The organism is Microbacterium sp. ANT_H45B (genome assembly GCF_008369345.1).
In the GTDB taxonomy this organism is placed as follows: Bacteria; Actinomycetota; Actinomycetes; order Actinomycetales; family Microbacteriaceae; genus Microbacterium.
Map to the genome: position 1 here is coordinate 665,192 of NZ_VOBK01000001.1, position 20,659 is coordinate 685,850.

Sequence of the window (20,659 nt, forward strand, 5' to 3'; positions counted from 1 at the left end):
GCTCTGAGGCCCGCGTGGTCTGAGAGCGCACACGACGAAGGCCGTCGCCCCTCGGGGCGGCGGCCTTCGTCGTATCGCGCGGGTTACTCCTTCACCGCGCCGGCGGTCAGGCCCTGCACGATCCAGCGGCTCGCGAGCGCGAACATCGCCATGGTCGGCAGGATCGTCAGCACGGCGGCGGCCGACATGGAGCCCCAGTCGATGTTGAACGTCGAGATGAAGCCGTTCAGCGCCGAGGGCACCGTGCGGTTCGCGTCCGTGTTCATCAGCACGACCGACAGGAACAGCTCGTTCCAGCAGTTGACGAAGTTGAAGATGAACGCGGCGATGATTCCGGGGGTCATCACCGGCACCAGCACCCGGAACAGCGCGCCGAAGCGCGAGCATCCGTCGATCATCGCCGCCTCTTCGAGCGCGTCGGGGACGTTCTCGAAGAAGCCGCGCAGCATCACGGTGGAGAACGGGATGCAGATCGCGATGTAGACGAGGATCAGGCCGGGCTTCGTGTCGACGAGGCCGAGGTCGGTCATCATCGAGTAGAGCGGTCCGAGCGCGATGAAGGCGGGGATCATCTGCGTGAGCAGGAACGCCACGAGGACCGTGCCCTTGCCGCGGAACTCGAAACGCGCGATCACGTAGGCGCTCAGCAGGGCGATCAGCGTGGCCACGGCCCCCGCGATGATCGCGACGAGCGCCGAGTTGCCCAGGAACGTCGCGAACGCGCTCTGCTGGAAGAGCGTGACGTAGTTGTCGAACGACGGCTCGCTGGGCCAGTACTCGATCGGGAACCGGTTGATGGTGCCCGGGGACTTGATCGAGGTCAGCGCGATCCAGTAGAGCGGGAACAGGGTGATCACGAGCCAGAGGCCGAGCCCCACCACGCGGACCACGCCGCCGGGGGTGATCCGCCGCTTCGGCTTCGGCCGCGGGGCCTTCGCGAGATCGGGGACGGTGAGACGCCGGGTCTCGGTGACCGTGGTGCCGGTGATGGTCATCGCTGGACCCTCCGCATCGCCATCAGGTAGAACGCGCAGAACACGAACAGGAACGCGACGACGATGAGTCCGATGGCGCTCGCGATGCCGTAGTTGCCCTGCTGGGTGTAGTTGATCATCCACGTCGTGATGATGTGCGTCTGGTTCGCCGGCCCGCCGTTCGTCATCGCGTAGATGATGTCGGGGAAGTTGAAGATCCAGATGATGCGCAGCAGGATCGTGAGCAGCAGCGTCATCGAGATGTACGGGATGATGATCGAGAACAGCTGCCGGGCCTTGCCCGCGCCGTCGAGGCTCGCGGCCTCGAGCATCTCATCGGGCACGGACTGCAGGGCCGCGAGGATCATGATCGCGAAGAACGTCACGCCGTACCAGACGTTGGCCGCGATCACCGCGAACATCGCCAGCTTCGGATCCGCGAGCCACGGAAGCGGTGCCTCGATGAGTCCCGCCTTCATGAGCAGGTCGTTCACGACACCGAACTCGGCGTTGAACATCCAGCGGAACAGCATGCCGATGAGGAAGCCCGACACCGCCCACGGGAAGAACACGAGCGCCTGGTAGAGGCCGCGGAAGCGGAAGCGCTTGCGCAGCGCGAGCGCGATCAGGAACCCGATCACGAGCTGCGGCACGAGCGACCCGACGACCCACAGCACCGAGTTCCACGCGACGATGGGGAAGGCCGGGTCCTGGAAGACGGTGACGAAGTTGTCGAAGCCCACCCAGGGGGTGGAAGTGAGATCCCACAGGTTCCAGTCGTGGAAGGCCATGCGTGCGCCCTGCAGCATGGGCCAGTAGGTGAACCAGCACACGAACACGATCGCCGGGGCCATGAAGGCCAGCAGCGTCAGCGCGTGGCGGCCACGGAAGGGGCGGCGCCGGCGGGATGCCGGGGAGGCCCCGCCGGCGGTGCCGACGGAGCCCCCTTCGAGTGCGGTCCGGGTCACGGATCAGCCCTTTTCCGCTGCGTACTTCTCGGTCCAGAACGCGTCCCACGACTCGAGCAGCTCGCTCGTCGACATGTTGCCGAGGAGCACGTTCTGCACGTCCTGGTCGGACTTCTGGATCCACTCGGTCCACCAGCTGACGCCGCGCGGCTGGCGCACGTTGACGTAGGTCTCGGGGTCCTCGGTCATGGTGACGTAGCTGGTCCACGGTCCGGTCGAGTAGAACTCGTCATCGGCCGCCTCCGAGATGATCGGCACGAGGCTGTTGGCCTGCGCGAACTCGGTGGCGGGCTCGGCCGAGGAGAGGAACTCGACGAGCTTGACCGCGGCATCCTGGTGCTCGCTCTTCTCTGCGACACCCCATCCGGCGACGGCCAGCGGCTGAGCCGCCTTGCCCGAGGGGCCGACGAGCAGCGGGGCGGTGTCCCACTGGTCCTCGGTCAGCGACGAGTCCTGCACGGTCGCGATGACCTCAGGGTCCTGCAGCAGGAACGCGGTGGTGCCGTTGGTGAAGCCGGCGACCATCTCGGGGTATCCCCACGAGACGGCGGACGGAGGCGACGCCTTCTCGAACAGCGCGAAGTAGTCGTCGACCGCGTCCTGCGCTTCGGGGGCTGCGAAGATCGTCGAGCCGTCCTCCAGCAGGAAGGCGTCGTCGACGTCGAGGTCGTCGATCGTGTAGGCCTCGATCGCCGCGACCACGTTGCTGTTGGCGTTCGCTCCGCCGCGGAACGCGTAGCCGTAGATGTTGTTCGACGGGTCCTGGATGGCGCTGGCCTGCTCGAGCAGATCCTTCCAGCTGTGCGGCGGGCCGTCGAAGCCGGCGTCGGCGACGAGGTCGGTGCGGTAGAAGAGCGAGAGACCGTAGAAGCCGTACGGCACGAAGTAGCTCTTGCCGTCAGCCGCGACCGACGCCGCCTGTGCGTTGTCGGTCAGTGCGTCCCAGCCGTCCCACTTCTCGAGGTCGCCCGAGATGTCGTGCAGCCAGCCGTTGTTGGCGAACGGGCCGACCGTGATGTCGCGGACCTCGAGGACGTCGACGCCCTTGCCGGACTGCAGCATCTGCTGGATCTTCTGGTCGGCCTGCTCGGTGGGCGGCGAGACGAGGTTGACCTTGATCTTCGGGTTGTCCGCCTCGAACTCGTCGAGCAGGCCGCGGATCAGGTCGGTGCGGGCGGGGTTGGTCAGGCTCTCGACCATCTGCAGGGTGACGGTGCCGTCGGCGGATTCGCCGCCGCTGCCGCCGGAACAGCCGGTGAGCGCGAGGACGGCGACGGTGCCGAATCCGGCGGCCGTCAAGATTCTGTTCTTCTTCACGAGGTGCCTCTCGATTGGTGGTTGTGGTGTGTCGGGTGAGGGATGGAGCGGGTCAGGAGACGACGATCGCGTCGGCGGTGCGGATGCCGGCGCGGCGCAGGATCTGCGGGATGCAGCGTTCGACGAAGGCCTCGAAGTCAGACGCCTCGCTGTACAGGTGCGCAGACAGGCGGAAGTAGCCGATGCCGCGGAAGCTCGTGAACGCCGTCTCGACGCCGGTCGCGTCGAGCAGGTCCATCCGCAGCGCGTCGGCCTCTTCGCGGGTGGAGCCGAGTCCGAGGGGCAGGCGCACGAGGCGCATCGACGGCACGGGAGAGGGCAGCGGGGTGAGCGGGTCGTCGTCGCCGTAGGGTCGCAGGCCCTCGGCGATGATCTCGGCGCCGGCATCCGCCATCTGCGCCATCACCCGCCGTGTGTTCGCCCAGCCGAACTCGGTCTCGATGAAGTCGATCGAGGCGGGAGTCGCGAGGTAGGTCGTGGCGTCGATCGTGCCCTGAGTGTCGAAGCGCTCGGGATACGGCTCGTTCGCGGCCCAGGAGTCGATCAGCGGCCAGAGGTCGTCGCGGTCGGGCGCGGTGGTGACGAGCAGAGCCGAACCGCGCGGTGCGCAGGGCCACTTGTGCAGGTTGCCGAACCACCAGTCGCCCCCTGCGACGGCCGCCGCGTCGGCGACGAGGCCGGGGGCGTGCGCTCCGTCGACCAGTGTGCGGATGCCGCGCTCGGCGGCCAGGTCGGCGATGCGGCGGGTGGGAAGCATGCGGGCGGTGGGCGAGGTGATCTGGTCGACGACGATCAGGCGGGTGCTCGGGGTCAGTGCGTCGGCGAAACGCTGCACGACCTCATCGTCGGAGGCGAGCAGCGGCAGCTCGACCGCGCGCACGGATGCTCCGAAACGACGGGCCAGGCGCTGGGCGCCCATCGTGATCGCGCCGTAGCCCTGATCGGTGACGAGGATCTCGTCGCCCGCGCTCAGCTGCAGGGCGTTGTAGACGACGGTGGCGGCCGCGGAGGCGTTGGGCACGAAGGCGCTGTCCTCGGGGCGGGCGCCCACGAAGGGCGCGGTGCGCTCGCGGGCGGCCTGCACCCGCTCGGCGATGCGCGGGAACCACTCGACCGGGCTGAGGTCGGCGCGGCGACGCAGAGCATCCTGCTGCGCGACGACTGCGGTGGGCACGGCGCCGAACGAGCCGTGGTTGAGGTGGATGACGTCGGGGTCGAGGGGCCACGCGTCACGGGCTCGCAGGCCGGAGTTCAGCGTGAGCGGTGCGGGGAAAACTGGTGCGGGCATCGGTCCTCGTCGGTGCATCAGGGGGAGTTGTTGCACAACTTTGCCACAGAGGTTCCGAAATGACCACGAAAAGGTGAAGATGAAACATAGTCGTCATACGAATTTGACGAGGCCGGTATGTCCGACAGACTCTCAGAGGAATCGGGCGGTGTCAGGAGGATGTCGATGAGCGCTCTGGATACTGCTCTGCATGGACTGCGCGCACTGATCGCCGACGGAGCGCTGCGACCCGGTGATCGGCTGCCCAGCGAGGGCGAGCTCTGCGAGCGGCTCGGCGTCTCTCGCGGGTCGCTGCGCGAGGGCATCCGGATGCTGGCCGCCCTCGGCGTGCTCGAGACCCGCCACGGATCGGGCAGCTATGTGAGCGAGCTTCGCGCCGCCGACCTCATCGGCAGCCTCTCGCTCACCGTCGGGCTGCTGCCGATGGAGGGAGTGCTCGAACTGACCGAGCTGCGTCGGGTGCTCGAACCGCATGCCGCCGCACTCGCCGCCGCCCGCATCGACACCGAGACGGTCGAGGAGCTCGGCCGGGTGCTCGACGAGATCGAGGGCAGCGATGATCTCGAACTCCACTCGCGCCTCGACCACGCCTTCCACATGACGATCTCGCGGGTGGCGGGCAACGACGCGCTCACGAGCCTGATCGACGTGCTGCGCTCACGCTCACGGGCCTACCGGATCCCGGATGCCGGCGACGCCGCCGAACTCAAACTGCACTCCGACGCGGGGCACCGCGCGATCCTCCGTGGACTCGCGGCGGCAGACCCGGTCGCGGCATCGGCTGCGGCATCCGCGCACGTCGCCCAGACCGAGTACTGGGTGCGCCGGTACACCGACGTGAGTCTGATCGAACCCACGTCGGCGCCGGCATCCGACTGACCCGTGCGTCCGCGCTCGCGCCGCAGATCGTGACGATGTCCGCTGATCGAGCGGTCGGTCAGCTCGATCGAGGGGCGAATCTCAGGACGTTCGTGTCTCGGCGCACGAAGCCGACCGACTCGTAGAGGCGCAGCGCGGATTCGCGAGCCGGGCGGGACGTCAGATCGAGCTTTGCCACACCCCGGCGCTGCGCCTCATCGATGATCGCCTCGAGCAGCAGGCGCGCGATGCCGCGCCCACGGGTGCTCTGATCGACCACGACGTCTTCGATGCTGCCGTGCCATCCGGTGACGAGCGGTGCCATCACGAGGGTGGCCATCCCCACGATCCGGCCGGAATCGCGCGCGACGAAGAGGTCTGCGTTCTGCGCATCGAGCAGAGAGAGCACCCGTTCCGGGGCGAATCGAGCGGTCGATGAGAGCTGGGGGAGAAGCGCCTCGATCCGCTGAAGGTCGCTCTGGGTGAGGCTGTCTGCGATCGAGATGCGGAGTCCGTCGGCCATGGGCGCCGACTCAGGCGAGGGTGATGTCGACCTGGATCTCGGTCGCGATGCGCTCGAGATCACGACGCAGCGCGTCGAGGTCGACAGAGGCGGGAACCCGCGCGATCACGGATGCCTCGAACAGGCGGCCGCCGGCCATCGCGGCATCCCGGGTCTCGGTGGCCAGCTCTTCGATGCTGAGCTCATGCGCGCTCAGCACGTTCGAGATCTCACGGACGATCCCCGAGCGGTCGTTGCCGAGCACGCGGATCTCGAGCACCTCCGCCTCGGCGTCCGTCGCGGGTGAGCCGGCGAGCACCGCGAGAGTGAGCAGCCCCTGGCCCTGCAGCTCGCGGAGTGCGCTCTGCAGCCCGTCCGAGTGTTCCGGAGCGACCGAGACCTCGATCACGCCCGCGAAGGTTCCGGCGAGTTCGGCCAGCGAGCTGTTCTCCCAGTTGCCGCGGTGGGCATCGACGACATCGGCGACGGCGGCGACGAGACCGGGGCGGTCAGCACCCGCGACAGTGAGGATGAGAGTAGTCATGCGGCCAGCGTAGGGCGCGTGCGCGAAAACAGCCGAATCTGTCTACGAAGATGCGCGGACACGAGCGTGCCGCTTCCCTTCAGTTCCGCGCGCACCCACGCATCGGCGGGGCACATCTAGGGTGGACGGATGAATTCTCAGGACGCGGTCCCGTATGGCAGCCAACTTCTTGTGCGCGCGATGACTCTTCTGATGTCCGGGCCTCTGATTCCCTCGTGTCGAGCCCAGGTCGCCCTCCGGGTGGGGGCCGACGCACCGGTCGACCGTTTTCTCATCGACGCTTCGCCAAGAGACCTGGTCTACACCGTCTATCGGGCAGACGGCGAGCTGGTCGACGACTATGACGGCTACACGCACACCCGCAGGAGCGAGACTCCGGTGCAGGATATCCCCCGCAACTCCTTCAATGTCGAGCATTTCGCCGCACGTCTCGCGTTCCCGCTGTCGTTGCCCGTGTGGGGCCGCAGCTTCGACAACTACCGATTCACCGGTGAAGCGCTCGTTGAAGGCGAACACATCCAGCTCGCCCTCGTGCACACGAAAGACGACCGGCTGAAAGGGTCGCTTCTGGTCAGTGACGACTTGCGTATGGCGGTGAAGCTGGACACTCCGACACTCCTGATCGAGTACACAGAGATCGCCGCGGCCCGCCCCGCTCAGCCGGCGGGCCGGCTTTTTGGCCGTCAGGGCAGTAGCCGCTGACGTCCTGCATCGCACACAAGGCGGCCAGCGTAGCTGTTCGCAATTCAGCACCCAGCGGTCCCATCCCCGGCGATCGGCTGATCAGGTGGGAGAACGAGGGCATCCGTGCTGAATTGTGAACGAGTAGGTCAGCGACACCGAGGTCACGCGGGAACCGGCAGAGGGATCAGTCGGCCCACACCCCGGTCTCGAGGAGGTGGTCGAGGCGGGCGCGGTGCGGGGCGAGGTCCCAGCCCTGCTCGGCGACCCAGTCGTCGTTGAAGTACGTGCCCGCATAGCGGATGCCGCTGTCGCAGATCAGCGTGACGATGCTGCCGGTCTCGCCCGCCGCGCGCATCCGCGCGATGAGCTGGAACGCCCCGTAGAGGTTGGTGCCCGTCGAGCCGCCGGCGAGATGCAGGGTGCGCTCGCGCAGCATCCGGATCGCCGCGATCGAACCGGCGTCCGGCACCTGGATCATCTCGTCGATCACGGTCGGCACGAAGGACGCCTCGACGCGTGGGCGGCCGATGCCCTCGATGCGGCTGGGGCGCCCGACGGGCGGATCGACCGTGCCCGCCCAGCCGTCGTAGAACGCCGAGCCCTCGGGATCGACGACCGCGATCTGCGTCTCGTGGCGGCGGTACTTGACGTACCGGCCGAAGGTCGCGCTCGTGCCGCCGGTGCCTGCGCCCACGACGATCCAGCGGGGGATCGGATGCCGCTCCTGCGACAACTGGCTGAACACGCTCTCGGCGATGTTGTTGTTGCCGCGCCAATCCGTCGCACGCTCGGCGAACGTGAACTGGTCGAGGTAGTGGCCGTGGCACTCGGACGCCAGGCGCTGCGCCTCGGGCGACATGTCCTCGGCGCGGTCGACGAAGTGGCAGCGTCCGCCGTAGAACTCGATGAGGTCGATCTTCTCCTGGCTCGTCGAGCGCGGCACGACCGTCACGAAGGGCAGCCCGAGCATCCGGGCGAAGTACGCCTCGGAGACGGCGGTCGATCCGCTCGAGGACTCGACGAGCGTGGAGTTCTCGTCGATGCGTCCGTTCACGAGTCCGTACAGGATGAGTGAGCGCGCCAGGCGGTGCTTGAGCGACCCCGTGGGGTGCACCGACTCGTCTTTCAGGTAGAGATCGATGCCCCACTCCGGCGGCAACGGGAACAGGTGCAGATGGGTGTCGGCGCTGCGGTTGGCGTCGGCCTCCAGCAGGGCGATCGCAGTGCTGGTCCAGTCGCTCATCCTTCGAGCGTAACGGTCGCCTACTTCGGCGTGAACCCGCCCTCGCCCGTCTCGCCGTCGTACGTGAAGATCTGGTCCTCCAGCGTGATCTTGATGTCGTCGCCGAGCGGCTGCTGGGCGAGAAGACGCTCCTCGAGCATCGTCATCCGCTCCTCGTACTCCTGCGCCTGCGCCGCGTCGACGCCCCAGAGAGTGGCGACCTTCATGTCGGTGAGGAAGAAGAGGAAGGCCGCGACCGCGGTGCGGTTGAAGTCGTTGTCGGGAATGCTCTGCCAGAGCGCGCCGCTGTCGCGGAGGCGCTTGTACTCGTCCATCTTGGCGTCGAGGATGTCGGCGATCTCGGCACCGGCCCCGGCATCCGGGCCGCTGGGAGGCTCGCTGATCGATGTGGGGAGCGGCGCGGTCGACGGATCGGTCCTCGTCGCGGTGAGGGAACCCAGCAGCACGGCGACCGCGATGATGCCGACGATCAGCACCGCTCCGATCGAACCGAACACGATCCCGATCGCGCGGCCGGACGTCCGCGCCGGGGCGGGCGCGCCGATGCCGGGGTAGGCGGCAGTCGGGTAGATCCCGGGCTGCGAGGCCGCGCCGAACTGCGAGGCCGTGCCGGGCTGCTCCGCTGTGCCGGGCTGCCCCGTCGACGCGTAGGGCGGAAGCTGCGGGGGCGGCGGAGGGCCGTATCCATCGGGGGAGGCCGCTGGCGGAGCACCCGGTGCAGGAGAGGCGGGCCCGCTCAGCGGAGGAGCGAGCGGTACGACGTGCGGCGCCGTCTCGGACGTGCCGGGAATGGCGGGCGGCGGAGGGATGACAGGGTCGGCGCGCGGATCGGGCTCGTGCGGATCGACCATCGTGCTCCCCCTCCGTCGACGACACCGGCTCGGCGCGCTCTCGCCCCCAGGCTAGCGGCCTCGGATCAGTGCCGGATCAGTGCCGGATCACCGCTCAGATCACCGTGCCGGCTCGCGAGGTGCCGCCGTCGCCGTCGATGTGCAGCAGTGAGGCCTGCGACTGCTCCTGCTGCAGCTGGAACTCGAAACGCGAGCGATCGCCGCGGTGATACGCGACGAAGTACTCGATCGGGATGCCGTCGGACGCCCGGCTCACGCTGCGCAGCCGCAGGAGGGCGGAGCCGGCGCTCACGCCCAGATGCTGTGCCTGGTCATGGGTCGCGACGGTGGCCTCGGCCGAGCGCACCCCGCTCGTCGCGACGATGCCGTTGTCGGCGAGGAGGCGGTAGAGGGACGCCTCGGAGAGATCGACGCCGAGGGTGACGTGGCCGACCGTTTCCGGCATCCAGGTCGTGGAGAGCGACCACGGCTCGCCGTCGACGTGGCGCAGCCGCTCGAGCGCCACGACGGGTGCGCCGGGCTCGAGGTCGAGGGCGGCGGCGATCTCGTCGTCGGCGACGGCGGGCTCGTGGCGCAGCACATCGCTGTGCACATGTCCGCCTCGTCGCTCGACGTCGTCGTAGAGACCGATCAGGGTGTGCACGAGGCTCTCACTGGTGCGGGGGCGGGACACGAACGTGCCCTTGCCCTTGACGCGTTCGACGAGCCCCTCGTGCTCGAGCTGCGCCAGGGCCTGTCGCACGACGGTGCGGGAGATGCCGTAGCGCTCGCAGAGCCGGTGCTCTCCCGGCAGCGGATCGCCCGGCTGCAGGCCGTCGCGCGAGATGCCCTCGACGATGAGCTGGCGCAGCTGGTCGTACATCGGCGCCGCGGAATGGCGGTCGATCGCATCCTCCATGTCAGTACGCGACGCCCGCATGCAGGATCACGTTGGCGTAGGGGGTGAACTCGCCCGAGCGCACGAACGCCCGCGCGGAGTGGGTGAGCGCCTTGAACTCGACGTGCGGGACCATGGCGATCTCGAAGTCCTGGCCGGCGAACCTCTCGCGCAGCGCCGCCAGGATCTCGGGGCTCTTCTCGGCGACCTCTTCCGAGACGGTCGCGCCCTCGACGACGAGCTCGGCGAGCACCGTGTCGAGCACGTCGAGGAACGCGGGCGCGCCCGGGCGGTAGGCCAGATCGATGCGCTCGGATCCCGGAGGGATGGGCAGCCCCGCATCGGTCACGACCAGCAGATCGGTGTGCCCGGTCTCGCTGATGACTCGGGAGAGGGCGGGGTTGATGGTCGTCGCTGTCTTTCGCATGATGTCTCCTCGTGCGGGGTCGGACGGATATCGGGGCCGGAGGGCGGATGCGGTCAGAGGGCGTCGCGGGCCGCGAGGAAGGCGTCGACCTCGGCGCGCAGCGGCAGGCTCGGCGACGCGCCCTGCTTGGTGACGGCGAGCGCTCCGGCCGCGGTGGCCAGACGCACGGCATCGGTCAGCTCCCACCCGTTGGCGAGCGCGGCGCCGAGGTATCCGGCATACGCGTCGCCGGCCGCGGTCGTATCGACCGCCTCGACGGGGAAGGGCGGGACGACGAAGGCGGCGTCCGCCGTGACGACGCACGACCCCTGCCCCGCGAGGGTGATCACGGCCGCGCCGACACCCCGGTCGAGGAACCAGCGGCCCGCGAGCTCGGCACTGGTCGCGTCGACGACCTCGATGCCGCTGAGCACCGAGGCCTCGGTCTCGTTCGGGGTGACGATGTCGATGTTCGCCCACACCGAGTCGTCGAGCGGAGCGGCGGGGGCCGGGTCGAGGATGACGGTCATGCCGTGCTCGCGTGCACGGGCGGTGATGTGCGCGGTGAGCGCCGAGGGCGTCTCGAGCTGGGTGAGCAGCACCGAGGTCGTGGGCGCGAGGGCGGCCAGCGCCGAATCGATCTGTTCGGTGCTGAGGGCCGCGTTGGCGAGCGGAACCATGACGATGTCGTTCTGCGCCGATGCGTCGACGCGGATGTGCGCGACACCCGTCGGACCGGGCACGGTGCGCAGATGGGCCAGGTCGACGCCCGCCTCGCTGAGGCCGTCGACGACGAGGTCGTGGAAGAGGTCGTCGCCCACGCATCCGACGAAGCTCGTGCGAGCCCCCGAGCGTCCGGCCGCGACGGCCTGGTTCGCGCCCTTGCCGCCGAGCATGAGCGTGAACTCGTCACCGAGGATGGTCTCGCCCCGTGCCGGAAGGCGGGTCGAGAAGGTCGTCACGTCTGCGGTCACACTGCCGACGATGACGACGCCGGTGCGATCGGGCGAGGTGGCGGCTGTCATGGCACTCCTGATCGTCGTCGATGCGGGGTGCTTTGACATCCTCCGCGGCTGTCATTACATTAGCCGAATCTGAACCTGTAACGACAGGTTGTGCACAAGGAGACCCGATGACTGCCGCGGCCCCCCGTCTCTATGTCGACAGCGCGGACGTCGATCGCGTCGCCTCGCTCCTCACCGCGGGCGTCGTGCACGGTGTGACGACGAACCCGACGATCCTCGAGCGGGGTGGGCGCACTGCCGCCGAGATCCCCGACCTGTACGCGCGGTGGTCCGCAGAGGGCGCGCGGGAGATCTTCTTCCAGACCTGGGGCGGCGACACGGCATCGTTCCTGCGCAATGCCGAGACCATCCGGGCGCTGGGAGACCGCGTGGCGGTGAAGGTCCCCGCCACGCGCGACGGCTTCGCCGCGGCATCCGCTCTCGTCGCCGACGGCGCCACCGTGCTCGTCACCGCCGTCTACTCCGTCGCGCAGGCACTGGTCTGCTCCTCGATCGGAGTGCAGTACATCGCCCCCTACCTCGGCCGGATGCGGGACGCCGGCATCGACGGGGATGTCGTGATCGCCCGGATGCAGGAGGTCTGCGCCGGGAGCGGCACCGACGTGCTCGCCGCGAGTCTGCGCTCGCCTGACGACATCACCGGGCTGCGTCTCGCCGGGGTGCCGTATTTCACCGCCGCCCCCGATGTGATCGAGCAGATGCTGTTCCACGAGGTCAGCGACGGCTCGGCGGTCGAGTTCGACGCGGCGATGGTGCGGCTCGGAGCCTGAGTCCTCGCGTGCCGGTCGGGCGGGTCTAGGCGGCGGCCGCCTGGCGCAGCCACCGCTCGACGCCGGCGATATGCGCGGTGGCGAGCGAGGTGGCGAGCGCCGGGTCGTGCCGGGCGATGGCTTCGGCGATGGCGCGATGCTCCGAGAGCGTGCGCTCGACCGCCCCGGCCTCGGTGAGCCCGCGCCACACCCGGGCTCGCACGGTCTGACTGCTCAGGTGCTCGATGAGGCTGGCGAGGTAGGCGTTGCCGGCCATTCCGACGATCTCGCGGTGGAAGCGGATGTCGTGCTCGACCAGCTCCTCGACGCTGACGCCGGCGTCGATCGAGCCGACCTCGCTCTCGAGGTGCGCGATCGCCTCGTCGCTGCCGAGGGTCGCGGCGAGGCCGGTCGCCTGCGACTCGAGCATCCGTCTGACGGCGAAGATCTCGAGCATCGAGTCGTCATCGTGCATGTCGACCACGAACGACATCGCTTCGAGCAGCAGGTGCGGTTCGAGGCTCGTCACGTAGGTGCCGTCGCCGCGGCGCACATCGAGCACTCGGATCACCTCGAGGGCCTTCACGGCTTCGCGCATCGAGTTGCGTGACAGGCCGAGGCGTTCGGACAGCTCCTTCTCGGGAGGGAGCCGGTCGCCCGGCGCGAGCTCGCCCGACACGATCATCGCCTTGATCTTCTCGATCGCCTCGTCAGTCACTGCCATGGCGTCATCCTAGCCAGTCATCGGATGTCTGCGGCAGGATGGGCGTATGCGCGCACTCGATTCGCACCTGCATCTCTGGGACCCGGAGCTTCTGCACTACACCTGGCTCGAGGGGCCGCTCGCGTGGCTGTTCGCGGAGACCGAGATCGAGCACGCGCGCATCCCGCGTGCGACGACCGAGCGGGCGGTCTTCGTGCAGGCCGAGACGGTCGAAGACGACTTCCTCGAGGAGGTCCGCTGGGTGGCGTCTCTCGCGCAGCGCGTCGGCGTCGTAGGCATCGTCGCCGGCGCGAGGCTCGACCGCGGCACCGACACGACCGCGCATCTCGAGGGCCTCGCCGGCGAGCAGCTCGTGGTCGGCGTGCGGCACAACCTGCAGGGCGAACCGGACGGACTCGCGGTGTCGGCCGCGTTCGTGACCGGCGCGCGCGAGGTCGCCGCCCGCGGCTGGTCGTTCGATGCGTGCGTGCGCGCCTCGCAGCTGCCCGAGATCGCGCGCCTCGCGGGAGCGGTGCCCGAGCTGCGGACGGTGCTCGATCACCTCGGCAAGCCGGAGGTCGGCACTGCGGATGCTCCGGTGGCGCCGACGATGGAGTGGGTGCGCGACCTCGACGATCTGGCCCGGCATCCGAACGTGTGGTGCAAGCTGTCGGGGCTGCCTGCGGAGGCAGGCGGCGACTGGTCGCCGGAGCAGCTCGCGCCGTACCTCGACGCGGCCGCGGATGCCTTCGGCGTCGAACGGCTGATGTGGGGCAGCGATTGGCCGGTCTCTGTCATCGGCCCTGCGGAGGAGGGCGACCCGCACAGGACCCCCGACGGATCGCCGATGTATCAGCCGACGGCGCGGAGCCGATGGGCCGATGCCGTGATCGCCTGGGCCGAGCGCCGCGGGCACGACGTCGACGCCCTCATGTGGAGGAATGCCGAGGAGTTCTACCGGATCGGCCGGCGGCCGACGCATGAGGATGCTCGCGAGGGGCGACCACGACGCGGCATCCTGGGCTGGTTGCGGGGGGAGCGCTCGTAGCGCGATCGTGATCGCCCGCGCGATCGCGATCGCGGGCAGCGCAGACGGCCCAGAACACCGTGACCCGGCGGGACGCGGCGAGTCAGCTCCCGACGGGACGCAGGCGCAGCTGGGCCATTCCGCCGTCGACCTCGATGAACGTCCCGGTGGTGGAGCCGGCCGCAGGGCTCACCAGATACGCGACGGCCGCGGCCACCTCGTCGGGCGAGACCAGCCGGCCATGCGGCTGACGGGCTTCGAGGGCGGCGCGTTCGGCGGCGGGGTCGTCGGCCGCGTCGAGCAGTCGGCCGACCCACGGAGTGTCGGCGGTGCCGGGGTTGACGGCGTTGACGCGGATGCCCTCTCGCAGATGGTCGGCGGCCATGGCCCGGGTCAGCGCCGAGACGGCACCCTTCGACGCGCTGTACAGGGCGCGCTGCGGGAGTCCGGTCGTCGACGCGATGGATGCCGTGTTGCACACCGCCGCGCTCGGCGACCTCTTGAGCCAGGGCAGCGCGGCCGACGTCACGCGGGCGATCCCGGTGACGTTGATCGAGAGCACGCGCGCCCATTCCTCGTCGTCGTTCGCGCTGATGTCGCCCTGCGCGCCGACGCCGGCGTTGTTGACCACGATGTCGATGCGGCCGAACTCCGCGGCGACGGCGGCGACGGCGGCATCCACCGATGCGCGGTCGGACACGTCGGCGGTGAACGCCGCGAAGGCGGCATCCGCCCCCGAGGTGTCGCGGTCGAGCACGGCGATCCGCGCTCCGTCGGCGTGCAGGCGGGCGGCGATGGCGGCCCCGATGCCGGATGCTCCGCCGGTGACGATCGCGACGAGCCCGTCGAGTGCCGGGGTGTGGATCTGCGTGCTCACTTCTGTGCCTCCCAGGCCACGAACTCCTGGCGCTGATGCCCCAGTCCTTCGATCTCGATCTCGACCACGTCGCCCGCCTTCAGGTACGGGAATCTGCCGCCGAACGCGACCCCCTGCGGGGTGCCGGTGAGGATCAGATCCCCCGGCTCGAGAGTGACGTACTGCGACAGGTGGTGCACGATCGTGCGCACGTCGAAGATCATGTCGTTCGTGTTCGAGTCCTGGCGGGGCTCGCCGTTGACCCAGCTGCGCAGCCGCAGCTCGTCGACGTCGACCTCGTCGGGGGTGACCAGCCACGGGCCGGTGGGGTTGAAGCCCGGGGCGATCTTGCCCTTGGACCACTGCCCACCCGAGACCTCCATCTGGAAGGCGCGCTCGGAGACGTCGTTCGCCACCACGTAGCCGGCGATGTGCGCGTCGGCCTCGTCGGGGGAGTCGAGGTAGGAGGCCCGGGCACCGATCACGATGCCCAGCTCCACCTCCCAATCGGTCTTCTCGCTGCCACGGGGGATCGTGACCGCATCATTCGGGCCGACGACCGTGTTCGGCGTCTTCAGGAACATGATCGGCACGGTGGGCGGCTCCGCCCCGGATTCCCTCGCGTGCGCGGCGTAGTTCTGCCCGATGCAGATCACGGCGCTGGGGCGGACGATCGGCGCGCCGATGCGCCGTGCGGCGGCATCCTCGAGCTCGGGAAGCTCACCGGCCGCACGGGCCGCCTCGACGCGTGCGACGACGTCTCCGGCGAGGAAGTCGCCGTTCACATCGGATGTCACGGACCGCAGATCGAGGTAGCGGTCACCCTCGACGAGGACGGGGATCTCGGCGCCGAGGCTGCCTAGACGTGCGAACTTCATGTCTCTCCTGATCAGTGCCGTTTCCGCCGGTGCGGCGGCGCGCTGTCGTAGCGCGGCTCGTTGACAGTATAGACATCGGATGTTTACACTCCAAGAGATCTGCACGAATCCTTCCCCCCGTGCACGAGAGGATCCCGTGAGCCGCATCGTCGCCCTCGACACGACCGACATCCGCTTCCCGACGTCGCTGAGTCTGGACGGCTCGGACGCGATGAATCCCGACCCCGACTACTCCGCCGCGTACGTGATCGTGCGCACGGATGCCGAGGACGGCGTCGACGGCCACGCCTTCGTCTTCACGATCGGCCGCGGCAACGACGTGCAGGTCGCGGCGATCGACGCGCTCGCCGGACACCTCGTCGGTCGTGAGATCGAGCCGCTCCTCGACGACATGGGCGGCACGTTCCGCGACATCATCGGGGACTCCCAGCTGCGCTGGCTCGGACCGGAGAAGGGCGTCATGCACATGGCGATCGGCGCCGTCATCAATGCGCTGTGGGACATCAAGGCCAAGCGCGCGGGGCTCCCGCTCTGGCAGCTGCTGGCGCGGATGACGCCCGAAGAGCTGGTGGACCTGGTGGACTTCCGCTATCTCACCAACGCCCTGACCCGCGACGACGCCCTCGAGATCCTGCGCGCTGCCGAGCCCGGCCGCGCCGAGCGCGAGCGCGAGCTGCTCGCCACCGGCTACCCCGGGTACACGACCAGCCCCGGCTGGCTCGGCTACTCGGACGAGAAGCTCGAGCGGCTCGCCCGCGAGGCGATGGCCGACGGCTTCACCCAGATCAAGCTCAAGGTCGGTGCCGACCTCGACGACGACATCCGCCGTTTCCGCAAGGCGCGTGAGGTCTGCGGACCGGACTTCCCGATCGCGATCGACGCCAACCAGCGCTGGGAGGTGTCGGAGGCGATCGAGTGGGTCACCGCGCTCGCCGAGTTCCACCCGGCCTGGATCGAAGAGCCCACGAGCCCCGACGACGTGCTCGGTCACGCCGAGATCGCGCGAGGCATCGCGCCCATCCGCGTCGCCACCGGCGAGCACGCGCAGAACCGGGTCATCTTCAAGCAGCTGCTGCAGGCCGAGGCGATCTCGGTCATGCAGATCGACGCCGTGCGGGTCGCCGGCGTCAACGAGAACATCGCCAACCTGCTGCTCGCCGCGAAGTTCGGGGTGCCGGTCTGCCCGCACGCCGGGGGAGTCGGTCTCTGCGAGGCCGTGCAGCACCTGTCGATGTTCGACTTCGTCGCCGTCACCGGCACCCGCGAAGGACGCATGATCGAGTTCGTCGACCATCTGCACGAGCACTTCGTGATCCCCACCGACATCAAGGGCGGCTCGTACATGGCGCCGACCGCGGCAGGGTCCGGCATGGAGATGAAGGCCGAGAGCATCGCCGCCTACACGTGGACGGGACGGCATGTCGGTGTCTGAGCCTGCGGAGTCCGTCCCGAGGTCCAACACGTCGGGGGCCGATGGGGTCGGGGCCGACGGGGCCGACGGGGCCGATGGGGCCGACGTTTCGGGGGCCGACACGCCACATGTCGGACGGATCCCGGAAAACGGTCCTACATCTGGCGTGTCGGCGGGCGGGCGGGCGCGCCTGACCGTGCCGGAGCTCGGCTACGGTGCCGCGAACGTCGGCAACCTCTTCCGGGCGCTGAGCGACGAGGAGTCGTGGGGGATCCTCGAGGCGGCGTGGGAGAGCGGCATCCGCTACTTCGACACGGCTCCGCACTACGGGCTGGGGCTCTCGGAGCGGCGCCTCGGCGCCTTCCTGCAGACGAAACCGCGCGACGAGTACGTGCTGTCGACGAAGGTCGGTCGGCTGCTGCGGCCGAACCCCGATCACGACGGCGGCCTCGACACCGCGAACGACTTCCACGTGCCCGACGACCTGCGCCGCGAGTGGGACTTCTCGGCCGACGGCATCCGCCGCAGCCTCGACGAGTCTCGCGAGCGCCTCGGCATCGAGCGCATCGACCTCGTCTACCTGCACGACCCCGAGCGGCACGACCTCGACCTCGCGCTCGCCGAGGCCCTGCCCGCGCTCGAGCAGGTGCGTGCAGGCGGCGAGGTGTCGGCGATCGGCGTCGGCTCGATGGTGTCGGACGCGCTCGCCGCGTCGGTGCGCTCGGCCGATCTCGACCTGATCATGGTCGCCGGGCGGTACACGCTGCTCGAGCAGCCGGCGGCCGAGGACGTGCTGCCGGCATGCCGGGCGACCGGAACGGGGATCGTCGCGGCATCCGTCTTCAACTCGGGCCTGCTCGCGTCGAACGAGCCGCGACGCGACGGCCGGTATGAGTACGGTCAGCTGCCGGATGAGCTGTGGGAGCGGCTGGTGCGTATCGCCGCGGTATGTGCGGCGCACGACGTGCCGGTGCCGGCAGCTGCGATCCAGTACCCGCTGCAGTCCGACGTCGTGCGCTCGGTCGTAGTGGGCGGCAGCCGCGCGGCGCAGCTGCGGCAGAACGCCGAGTACGCGGCGCGGGACATCCCGTCCGCGCTGTGGGAGGAGCTGGCGGCGGAGGGGCTGATCCCCGCCTGAGCGCGGCTGGGCGCGTTCACGATTCAGCAGCGGCGCGCGCGGCACGCGGATTCCGGATGCCCGGCATCGGTGTCAGCGCAACGTCGTGCTGAATCGTGCACGGGGCATCGGCGGGCTCAGGCGCCGACCGTCGACTCGCGGATCACGAGTTCGGCCGCGAACGGAGTCGGTGCGGGCAGCCCGCCCGTCGGATCGGTGAGCTGGCGGATCAGCGCCGCCCCGGCGGCGCGGCCGATCTCGTACCCCGGCTGCCGCACGCTCGTCAGCGGCACGACGCTCTGACGCGCCTGCGTGACGTCGTCGAAGCCCACGATCGCGACGTCCTCGGGAACGCGGATGCCGTGGCGCAGCAGCTGCGTGAGCACGCCGATCGCCACCATGTCGTTCGCGGCGAAGATCGCGTCGGGGCGCTCGGCCGCGGGCAAGGCGGCGACGCGCCCGCCGGCCTCGAGTCCGTCCTCGGTCGCGAGATGCGGCACGTCGATCACCTCGAGCGTGGCGTCGGTGCCCGCGACGGCATCCTCCAGCCCTCTCAGGCGATCGTTCGACTGGCTGACGCTGGGCGCTCCGAGAAAGAGGATGCGGCGACGGCCGAGAGAGAGCAGGTGCTCGCCGGCGAGGCGCCCGCCGCCGCGGTCGTCGAAGCGCACCGACCCGACGCTCGACGACTCGGGGATGGGCCCCACCACGACCGAGCGGATGCCGCGATCGGCGAGCTGTTCGAGTCGGGGCACCACGTCTTCGAGCGGATAGATGACGATGCCCTGCACGCGGTGTGCCTCGAACATGTCGATGTTGCCGCGCTCGGTGGCGGCGTCGCGGTTGCTGTTGCTGAAGAACAGCGACCAGCCGCCTTCGCGCGCGGCATCCTCGACGCCCCGGGAGAGCTCGTGGAAGTACGGCAGCCAGGCGTCGAGCAGGATCAGCGCGAGCGTCTTGCTCGACCCCGCACGCAGCTGGCGTGCCGATTCGTTCGGCACGTATCCCAGTCGATCGATCGCGTCCCTGACTTTCGCGGCGCTGGACTCTCCGAGCACATGCGGGTGGTTGAGGTAGTTCGAGACGGTGGATGAGGACACCCCGGCGAGGGCGGCGACATCCTTGACGCTGGCGGGCATGGAGCTCCTTGTCGACGGCGTCGGTGCGCGCATGCGCGGGGGCGACTGCGCGGCCGCGCGGCACCGACGACTCCACAGTATCCCAGCGATTGGCACGTGCCAAGAAAGTTCTTGACACCGCATCCGCCCTCCGCGTACGGTGACTGAACACGGAGTTGGCACGTGCCAAACCCGGCGAGGCGATGGTGCCCCACACCCGTCTTTCGAGAGGTCTCATGAACATCGGCTGCCACGGGCTCGTCTGGACCGGACACTTCGATGCCGACGGCATCCGTCTCGCGGTCGAGAAGACGAAGCAGGCGGGTTTCGACCTCATCGAGTTCCCGCTCATGGACCCGTTCTCGTTCGATGTCGCCGCCGCCAGAGACGCGCTCGAGGAGCACGACCTGTCGGTCAGCGCGTCACTGGGACTGTCCGAGGCCACCGATGTGACCAGCGCTGACCCCGCGGTCGTCGCGGCTGGCGAGGCGCTGCTGCTCAAGGCGGTCGACGTGCTGGCGGATCTCGGCGGGCAGCACTTCTGCGGCGTGATCTACAGCGCCATGAAGAAGTACATGGACCCGGTCACCGCCGAGGGCATGGCGAGCAGTCGGGCCACCATCGCACGGGTGGCCGACCACGCCGCCGAACGCGGGATCTCGGTGTCGCTCGAGGTCGTCAACCGCTACGAGACGAACGTTCTCAACACGGCGCGTCAGGCGATCGCGTTCGTCGACGAGGTGCAGCGGCCGAACGTCGGCATCCATCTCGACACGTATCACATGAACATCGAGGAGTCGGATATGTTCGCGCCGGTGCTCGATGCGGCACCGTCGCTGCGCTACGTGCACATCGGCGAGAGCCATCGCGGCTATCTCGGCACCGGCACGGTCGACTTCGACACGTTCTTCAAGGCTCTCGGACGCATCGGTTACGACGGGCCGATCGTGTTCGAGTCGTTCTCGTCGGCGGTGGTCGCTCCCGACCTCAGCCGGATGCTCGGGATCTGGCGCAACCTGTGGACCGACAACGTCGAGCTCGGAGTGCACGCGAACGCGTACATCCGCGACAAGCTCGTCGCGGTCGATTCGATCCGGCTGCACTGACGTCCTGTCGAGGGAACCTGTTGCCAACTTGTTATTACAGGCCTTCCCTTCACTCAGGCACTTAGTTACATTTAGATACAACTTGCGCAGAGCGGTGTGCAAGCCGCAGAATTGATCCGATGTTTCCGGTTCGACCGGAATCAGCGGATGACGACCT

Annotated in this window: 22 protein-coding genes; 7 read left to right on the forward strand and 15 right to left on the reverse strand. The window is 69.1% G+C overall.

Annotated features, from left to right (window positions below; translation table 11 throughout):
• Nucleotides 1-83: 83 nt before the first annotated feature.
• Genes FQ142_RS03220 through FQ142_RS03235 form a run of 4 tightly spaced genes read right to left on the reverse strand, consistent with a single transcriptional unit; the run spans nt 84 to nt 4,547 of the window.
• A complete protein-coding gene (locus FQ142_RS03220) occupies nt 84-995 on the reverse strand; it encodes a carbohydrate ABC transporter permease (RefSeq protein ID WP_200946574.1) in 912 nt (303 codons plus the stop codon).
• Entirely contained in the window at nt 992-1,942 is a 951-nt protein-coding gene (locus tag FQ142_RS03225) for a carbohydrate ABC transporter permease (protein ID WP_045253334.1), read from the reverse strand. The genes FQ142_RS03220 and FQ142_RS03225 overlap by 4 nt, the downstream gene beginning before the upstream one ends.
• Before the next feature lie 3 nt (nt 1,943-1,945).
• Nucleotides 1,946-3,259, reverse strand: a complete 1,314-nt coding sequence (locus tag FQ142_RS03230) for an ABC transporter substrate-binding protein (protein ID WP_149422181.1) — start codon at nt 3,257-3,259, stop codon at nt 1,946-1,948.
• A 52-nt stretch (nt 3,260-3,311) separates the two neighbouring features.
• On the reverse strand, nt 3,312-4,547 hold the full coding sequence (locus FQ142_RS03235; protein WP_149422182.1) for an aminotransferase class V-fold PLP-dependent enzyme: 1,236 nt from the start codon (nt 4,545-4,547) through the stop codon (nt 3,312-3,314).
• 165 nt (nt 4,548-4,712) lie between these two features.
• Between FQ142_RS03235 and FQ142_RS03240 the strand changes: the two genes are divergently transcribed.
• On the forward strand, nt 4,713-5,426 hold the full coding sequence (locus tag FQ142_RS03240) for a FadR/GntR family transcriptional regulator (protein WP_149422183.1): 714 nt from the start codon (nt 4,713-4,715) through the stop codon (nt 5,424-5,426).
• 58 nt (nt 5,427-5,484) lie between these two features.
• On the opposite strand, the gene FQ142_RS03245 is transcribed toward FQ142_RS03240, so the two are convergent.
• Both FQ142_RS03245 and FQ142_RS03250 read right to left on the reverse strand, forming a co-directional pair.
• A complete protein-coding gene (locus FQ142_RS03245) occupies nt 5,485-5,928 on the reverse strand; it encodes a GNAT family N-acetyltransferase (protein WP_149422184.1) in 444 nt (147 codons plus the stop codon).
• Between the two features lie 10 nt (nt 5,929-5,938).
• The gene (locus FQ142_RS03250) at nt 5,939-6,451 is read right to left on the reverse strand and encodes a glycine cleavage system protein R (RefSeq protein WP_056415209.1); all 513 of its coding nucleotides are present in this window, start codon (nt 6,449-6,451) and stop codon (nt 5,939-5,941) included.
• A 129-nt stretch (nt 6,452-6,580) separates the two neighbouring features.
• On the opposite strand from FQ142_RS03250, the gene FQ142_RS03255 reads away from it, so the two are divergent.
• Nucleotides 6,581-7,153 (forward strand): hypothetical protein, encoded by a 573-nt coding sequence (locus FQ142_RS03255; RefSeq protein ID WP_149422185.1) that lies wholly within the window; start codon nt 6,581-6,583, stop codon nt 7,151-7,153.
• Between the two features lie 166 nt (nt 7,154-7,319).
• Here the strand turns inward: FQ142_RS03255 and FQ142_RS03260 are convergent, their stop codons facing one another.
• The 5 genes from FQ142_RS03260 to FQ142_RS03280 all read right to left on the reverse strand — a co-directional run bounded on the left by FQ142_RS03260 (nt 7,320) and on the right by FQ142_RS03280 (nt 11,537).
• Nucleotides 7,320-8,378 carry a PLP-dependent cysteine synthase family protein gene (locus FQ142_RS03260; RefSeq protein ID WP_149422186.1) on the reverse strand — a complete coding sequence of 353 codons (1,059 nt, stop codon included), beginning with the start codon at nt 8,376-8,378 and terminating at the stop codon, nt 7,320-7,322.
• Between the two features lie 20 nt (nt 8,379-8,398).
• Entirely contained in the window at nt 8,399-9,229 is an 831-nt protein-coding gene (locus tag FQ142_RS03265) for a hypothetical protein (RefSeq protein WP_149422187.1), read from the reverse strand.
• Between the two features lie 94 nt (nt 9,230-9,323).
• Nucleotides 9,324-10,127: a GntR family transcriptional regulator gene (locus tag FQ142_RS03270; protein WP_149422188.1), complete on the reverse strand. Its 804-nt coding sequence runs from the start codon at nt 10,125-10,127 to the stop codon at nt 9,324-9,326.
• Between the two features lies 1 nt (nt 10,128).
• Nucleotides 10,129-10,533 carry a D-ribose pyranase gene (gene rbsD / locus FQ142_RS03275; protein WP_056415226.1) on the reverse strand — a complete coding sequence of 135 codons (405 nt, stop codon included), beginning with the start codon at nt 10,531-10,533 and terminating at the stop codon, nt 10,129-10,131.
• A gap of 53 nt (nt 10,534-10,586) precedes the next feature.
• Entirely contained in the window at nt 10,587-11,537 is a 951-nt protein-coding gene (locus tag FQ142_RS03280; protein ID WP_056415229.1) for a ribokinase, read from the reverse strand.
• A gap of 107 nt (nt 11,538-11,644) precedes the next feature.
• On the opposite strand from FQ142_RS03280, the gene FQ142_RS03285 reads away from it, so the two are divergent.
• Nucleotides 11,645-12,307: a transaldolase family protein gene (locus tag FQ142_RS03285; RefSeq protein ID WP_056415231.1), complete on the forward strand. Its 663-nt coding sequence runs from the start codon at nt 11,645-11,647 to the stop codon at nt 12,305-12,307.
• A 25-nt stretch (nt 12,308-12,332) separates the two neighbouring features.
• On the opposite strand, the gene FQ142_RS03290 is transcribed toward FQ142_RS03285, so the two are convergent.
• Nucleotides 12,333-13,010 carry a FadR/GntR family transcriptional regulator gene (locus FQ142_RS03290; protein WP_149422189.1) on the reverse strand — a complete coding sequence of 226 codons (678 nt, stop codon included), beginning with the start codon at nt 13,008-13,010 and terminating at the stop codon, nt 12,333-12,335.
• A gap of 46 nt (nt 13,011-13,056) precedes the next feature.
• On the opposite strand from FQ142_RS03290, the gene FQ142_RS03295 reads away from it, so the two are divergent.
• On the forward strand, nt 13,057-14,037 hold the full coding sequence (locus FQ142_RS03295) for an amidohydrolase family protein (RefSeq protein WP_149422190.1): 981 nt from the start codon (nt 13,057-13,059) through the stop codon (nt 14,035-14,037).
• Between the two features lie 82 nt (nt 14,038-14,119).
• Here FQ142_RS03295 and FQ142_RS03300 read toward each other — a convergent pair whose 3' ends face one another.
• Both FQ142_RS03300 and FQ142_RS03305 read right to left on the reverse strand, forming a co-directional pair.
• A complete protein-coding gene (locus FQ142_RS03300; protein ID WP_235564059.1) occupies nt 14,120-14,893 on the reverse strand; it encodes an SDR family NAD(P)-dependent oxidoreductase in 774 nt (257 codons plus the stop codon).
• Nucleotides 14,890-15,750 (reverse strand): fumarylacetoacetate hydrolase family protein, encoded by an 861-nt coding sequence (locus FQ142_RS03305; RefSeq protein ID WP_149422191.1) that lies wholly within the window; start codon nt 15,748-15,750, stop codon nt 14,890-14,892. Before FQ142_RS03305 ends, FQ142_RS03300 begins: the two co-directional genes overlap by 4 nt.
• A gap of 136 nt (nt 15,751-15,886) precedes the next feature.
• Between FQ142_RS03305 and FQ142_RS03310 the strand changes: the two genes are divergently transcribed.
• Together FQ142_RS03310 and FQ142_RS03315 are read left to right on the forward strand one after the other, a co-directional pair.
• On the forward strand, nt 15,887-17,182 hold the full coding sequence (locus tag FQ142_RS03310) for an L-fuconate dehydratase (RefSeq protein WP_149422192.1): 1,296 nt from the start codon (nt 15,887-15,889) through the stop codon (nt 17,180-17,182).
• Nucleotides 17,183-17,327: 145 nt separating this feature from the next.
• Nucleotides 17,328-18,299 carry an aldo/keto reductase gene (locus FQ142_RS03315; protein WP_262492040.1) on the forward strand — a complete coding sequence of 324 codons (972 nt, stop codon included), beginning with the start codon at nt 17,328-17,330 and terminating at the stop codon, nt 18,297-18,299.
• 116 nt (nt 18,300-18,415) lie between these two features.
• Here FQ142_RS03315 and FQ142_RS03320 read toward each other — a convergent pair whose 3' ends face one another.
• On the reverse strand, nt 18,416-19,417 hold the full coding sequence (locus FQ142_RS03320) for a LacI family DNA-binding transcriptional regulator (protein ID WP_149422194.1): 1,002 nt from the start codon (nt 19,415-19,417) through the stop codon (nt 18,416-18,418).
• 215 nt (nt 19,418-19,632) lie between these two features.
• On the opposite strand from FQ142_RS03320, the gene FQ142_RS03325 reads away from it, so the two are divergent.
• Nucleotides 19,633-20,502, forward strand: coding sequence for a sugar phosphate isomerase/epimerase family protein (locus tag FQ142_RS03325; RefSeq protein WP_149422195.1), 870 nt, complete (start codon nt 19,633-19,635; stop codon nt 20,500-20,502).
• Nucleotides 20,503-20,659 lie beyond the last annotated feature (157 nt).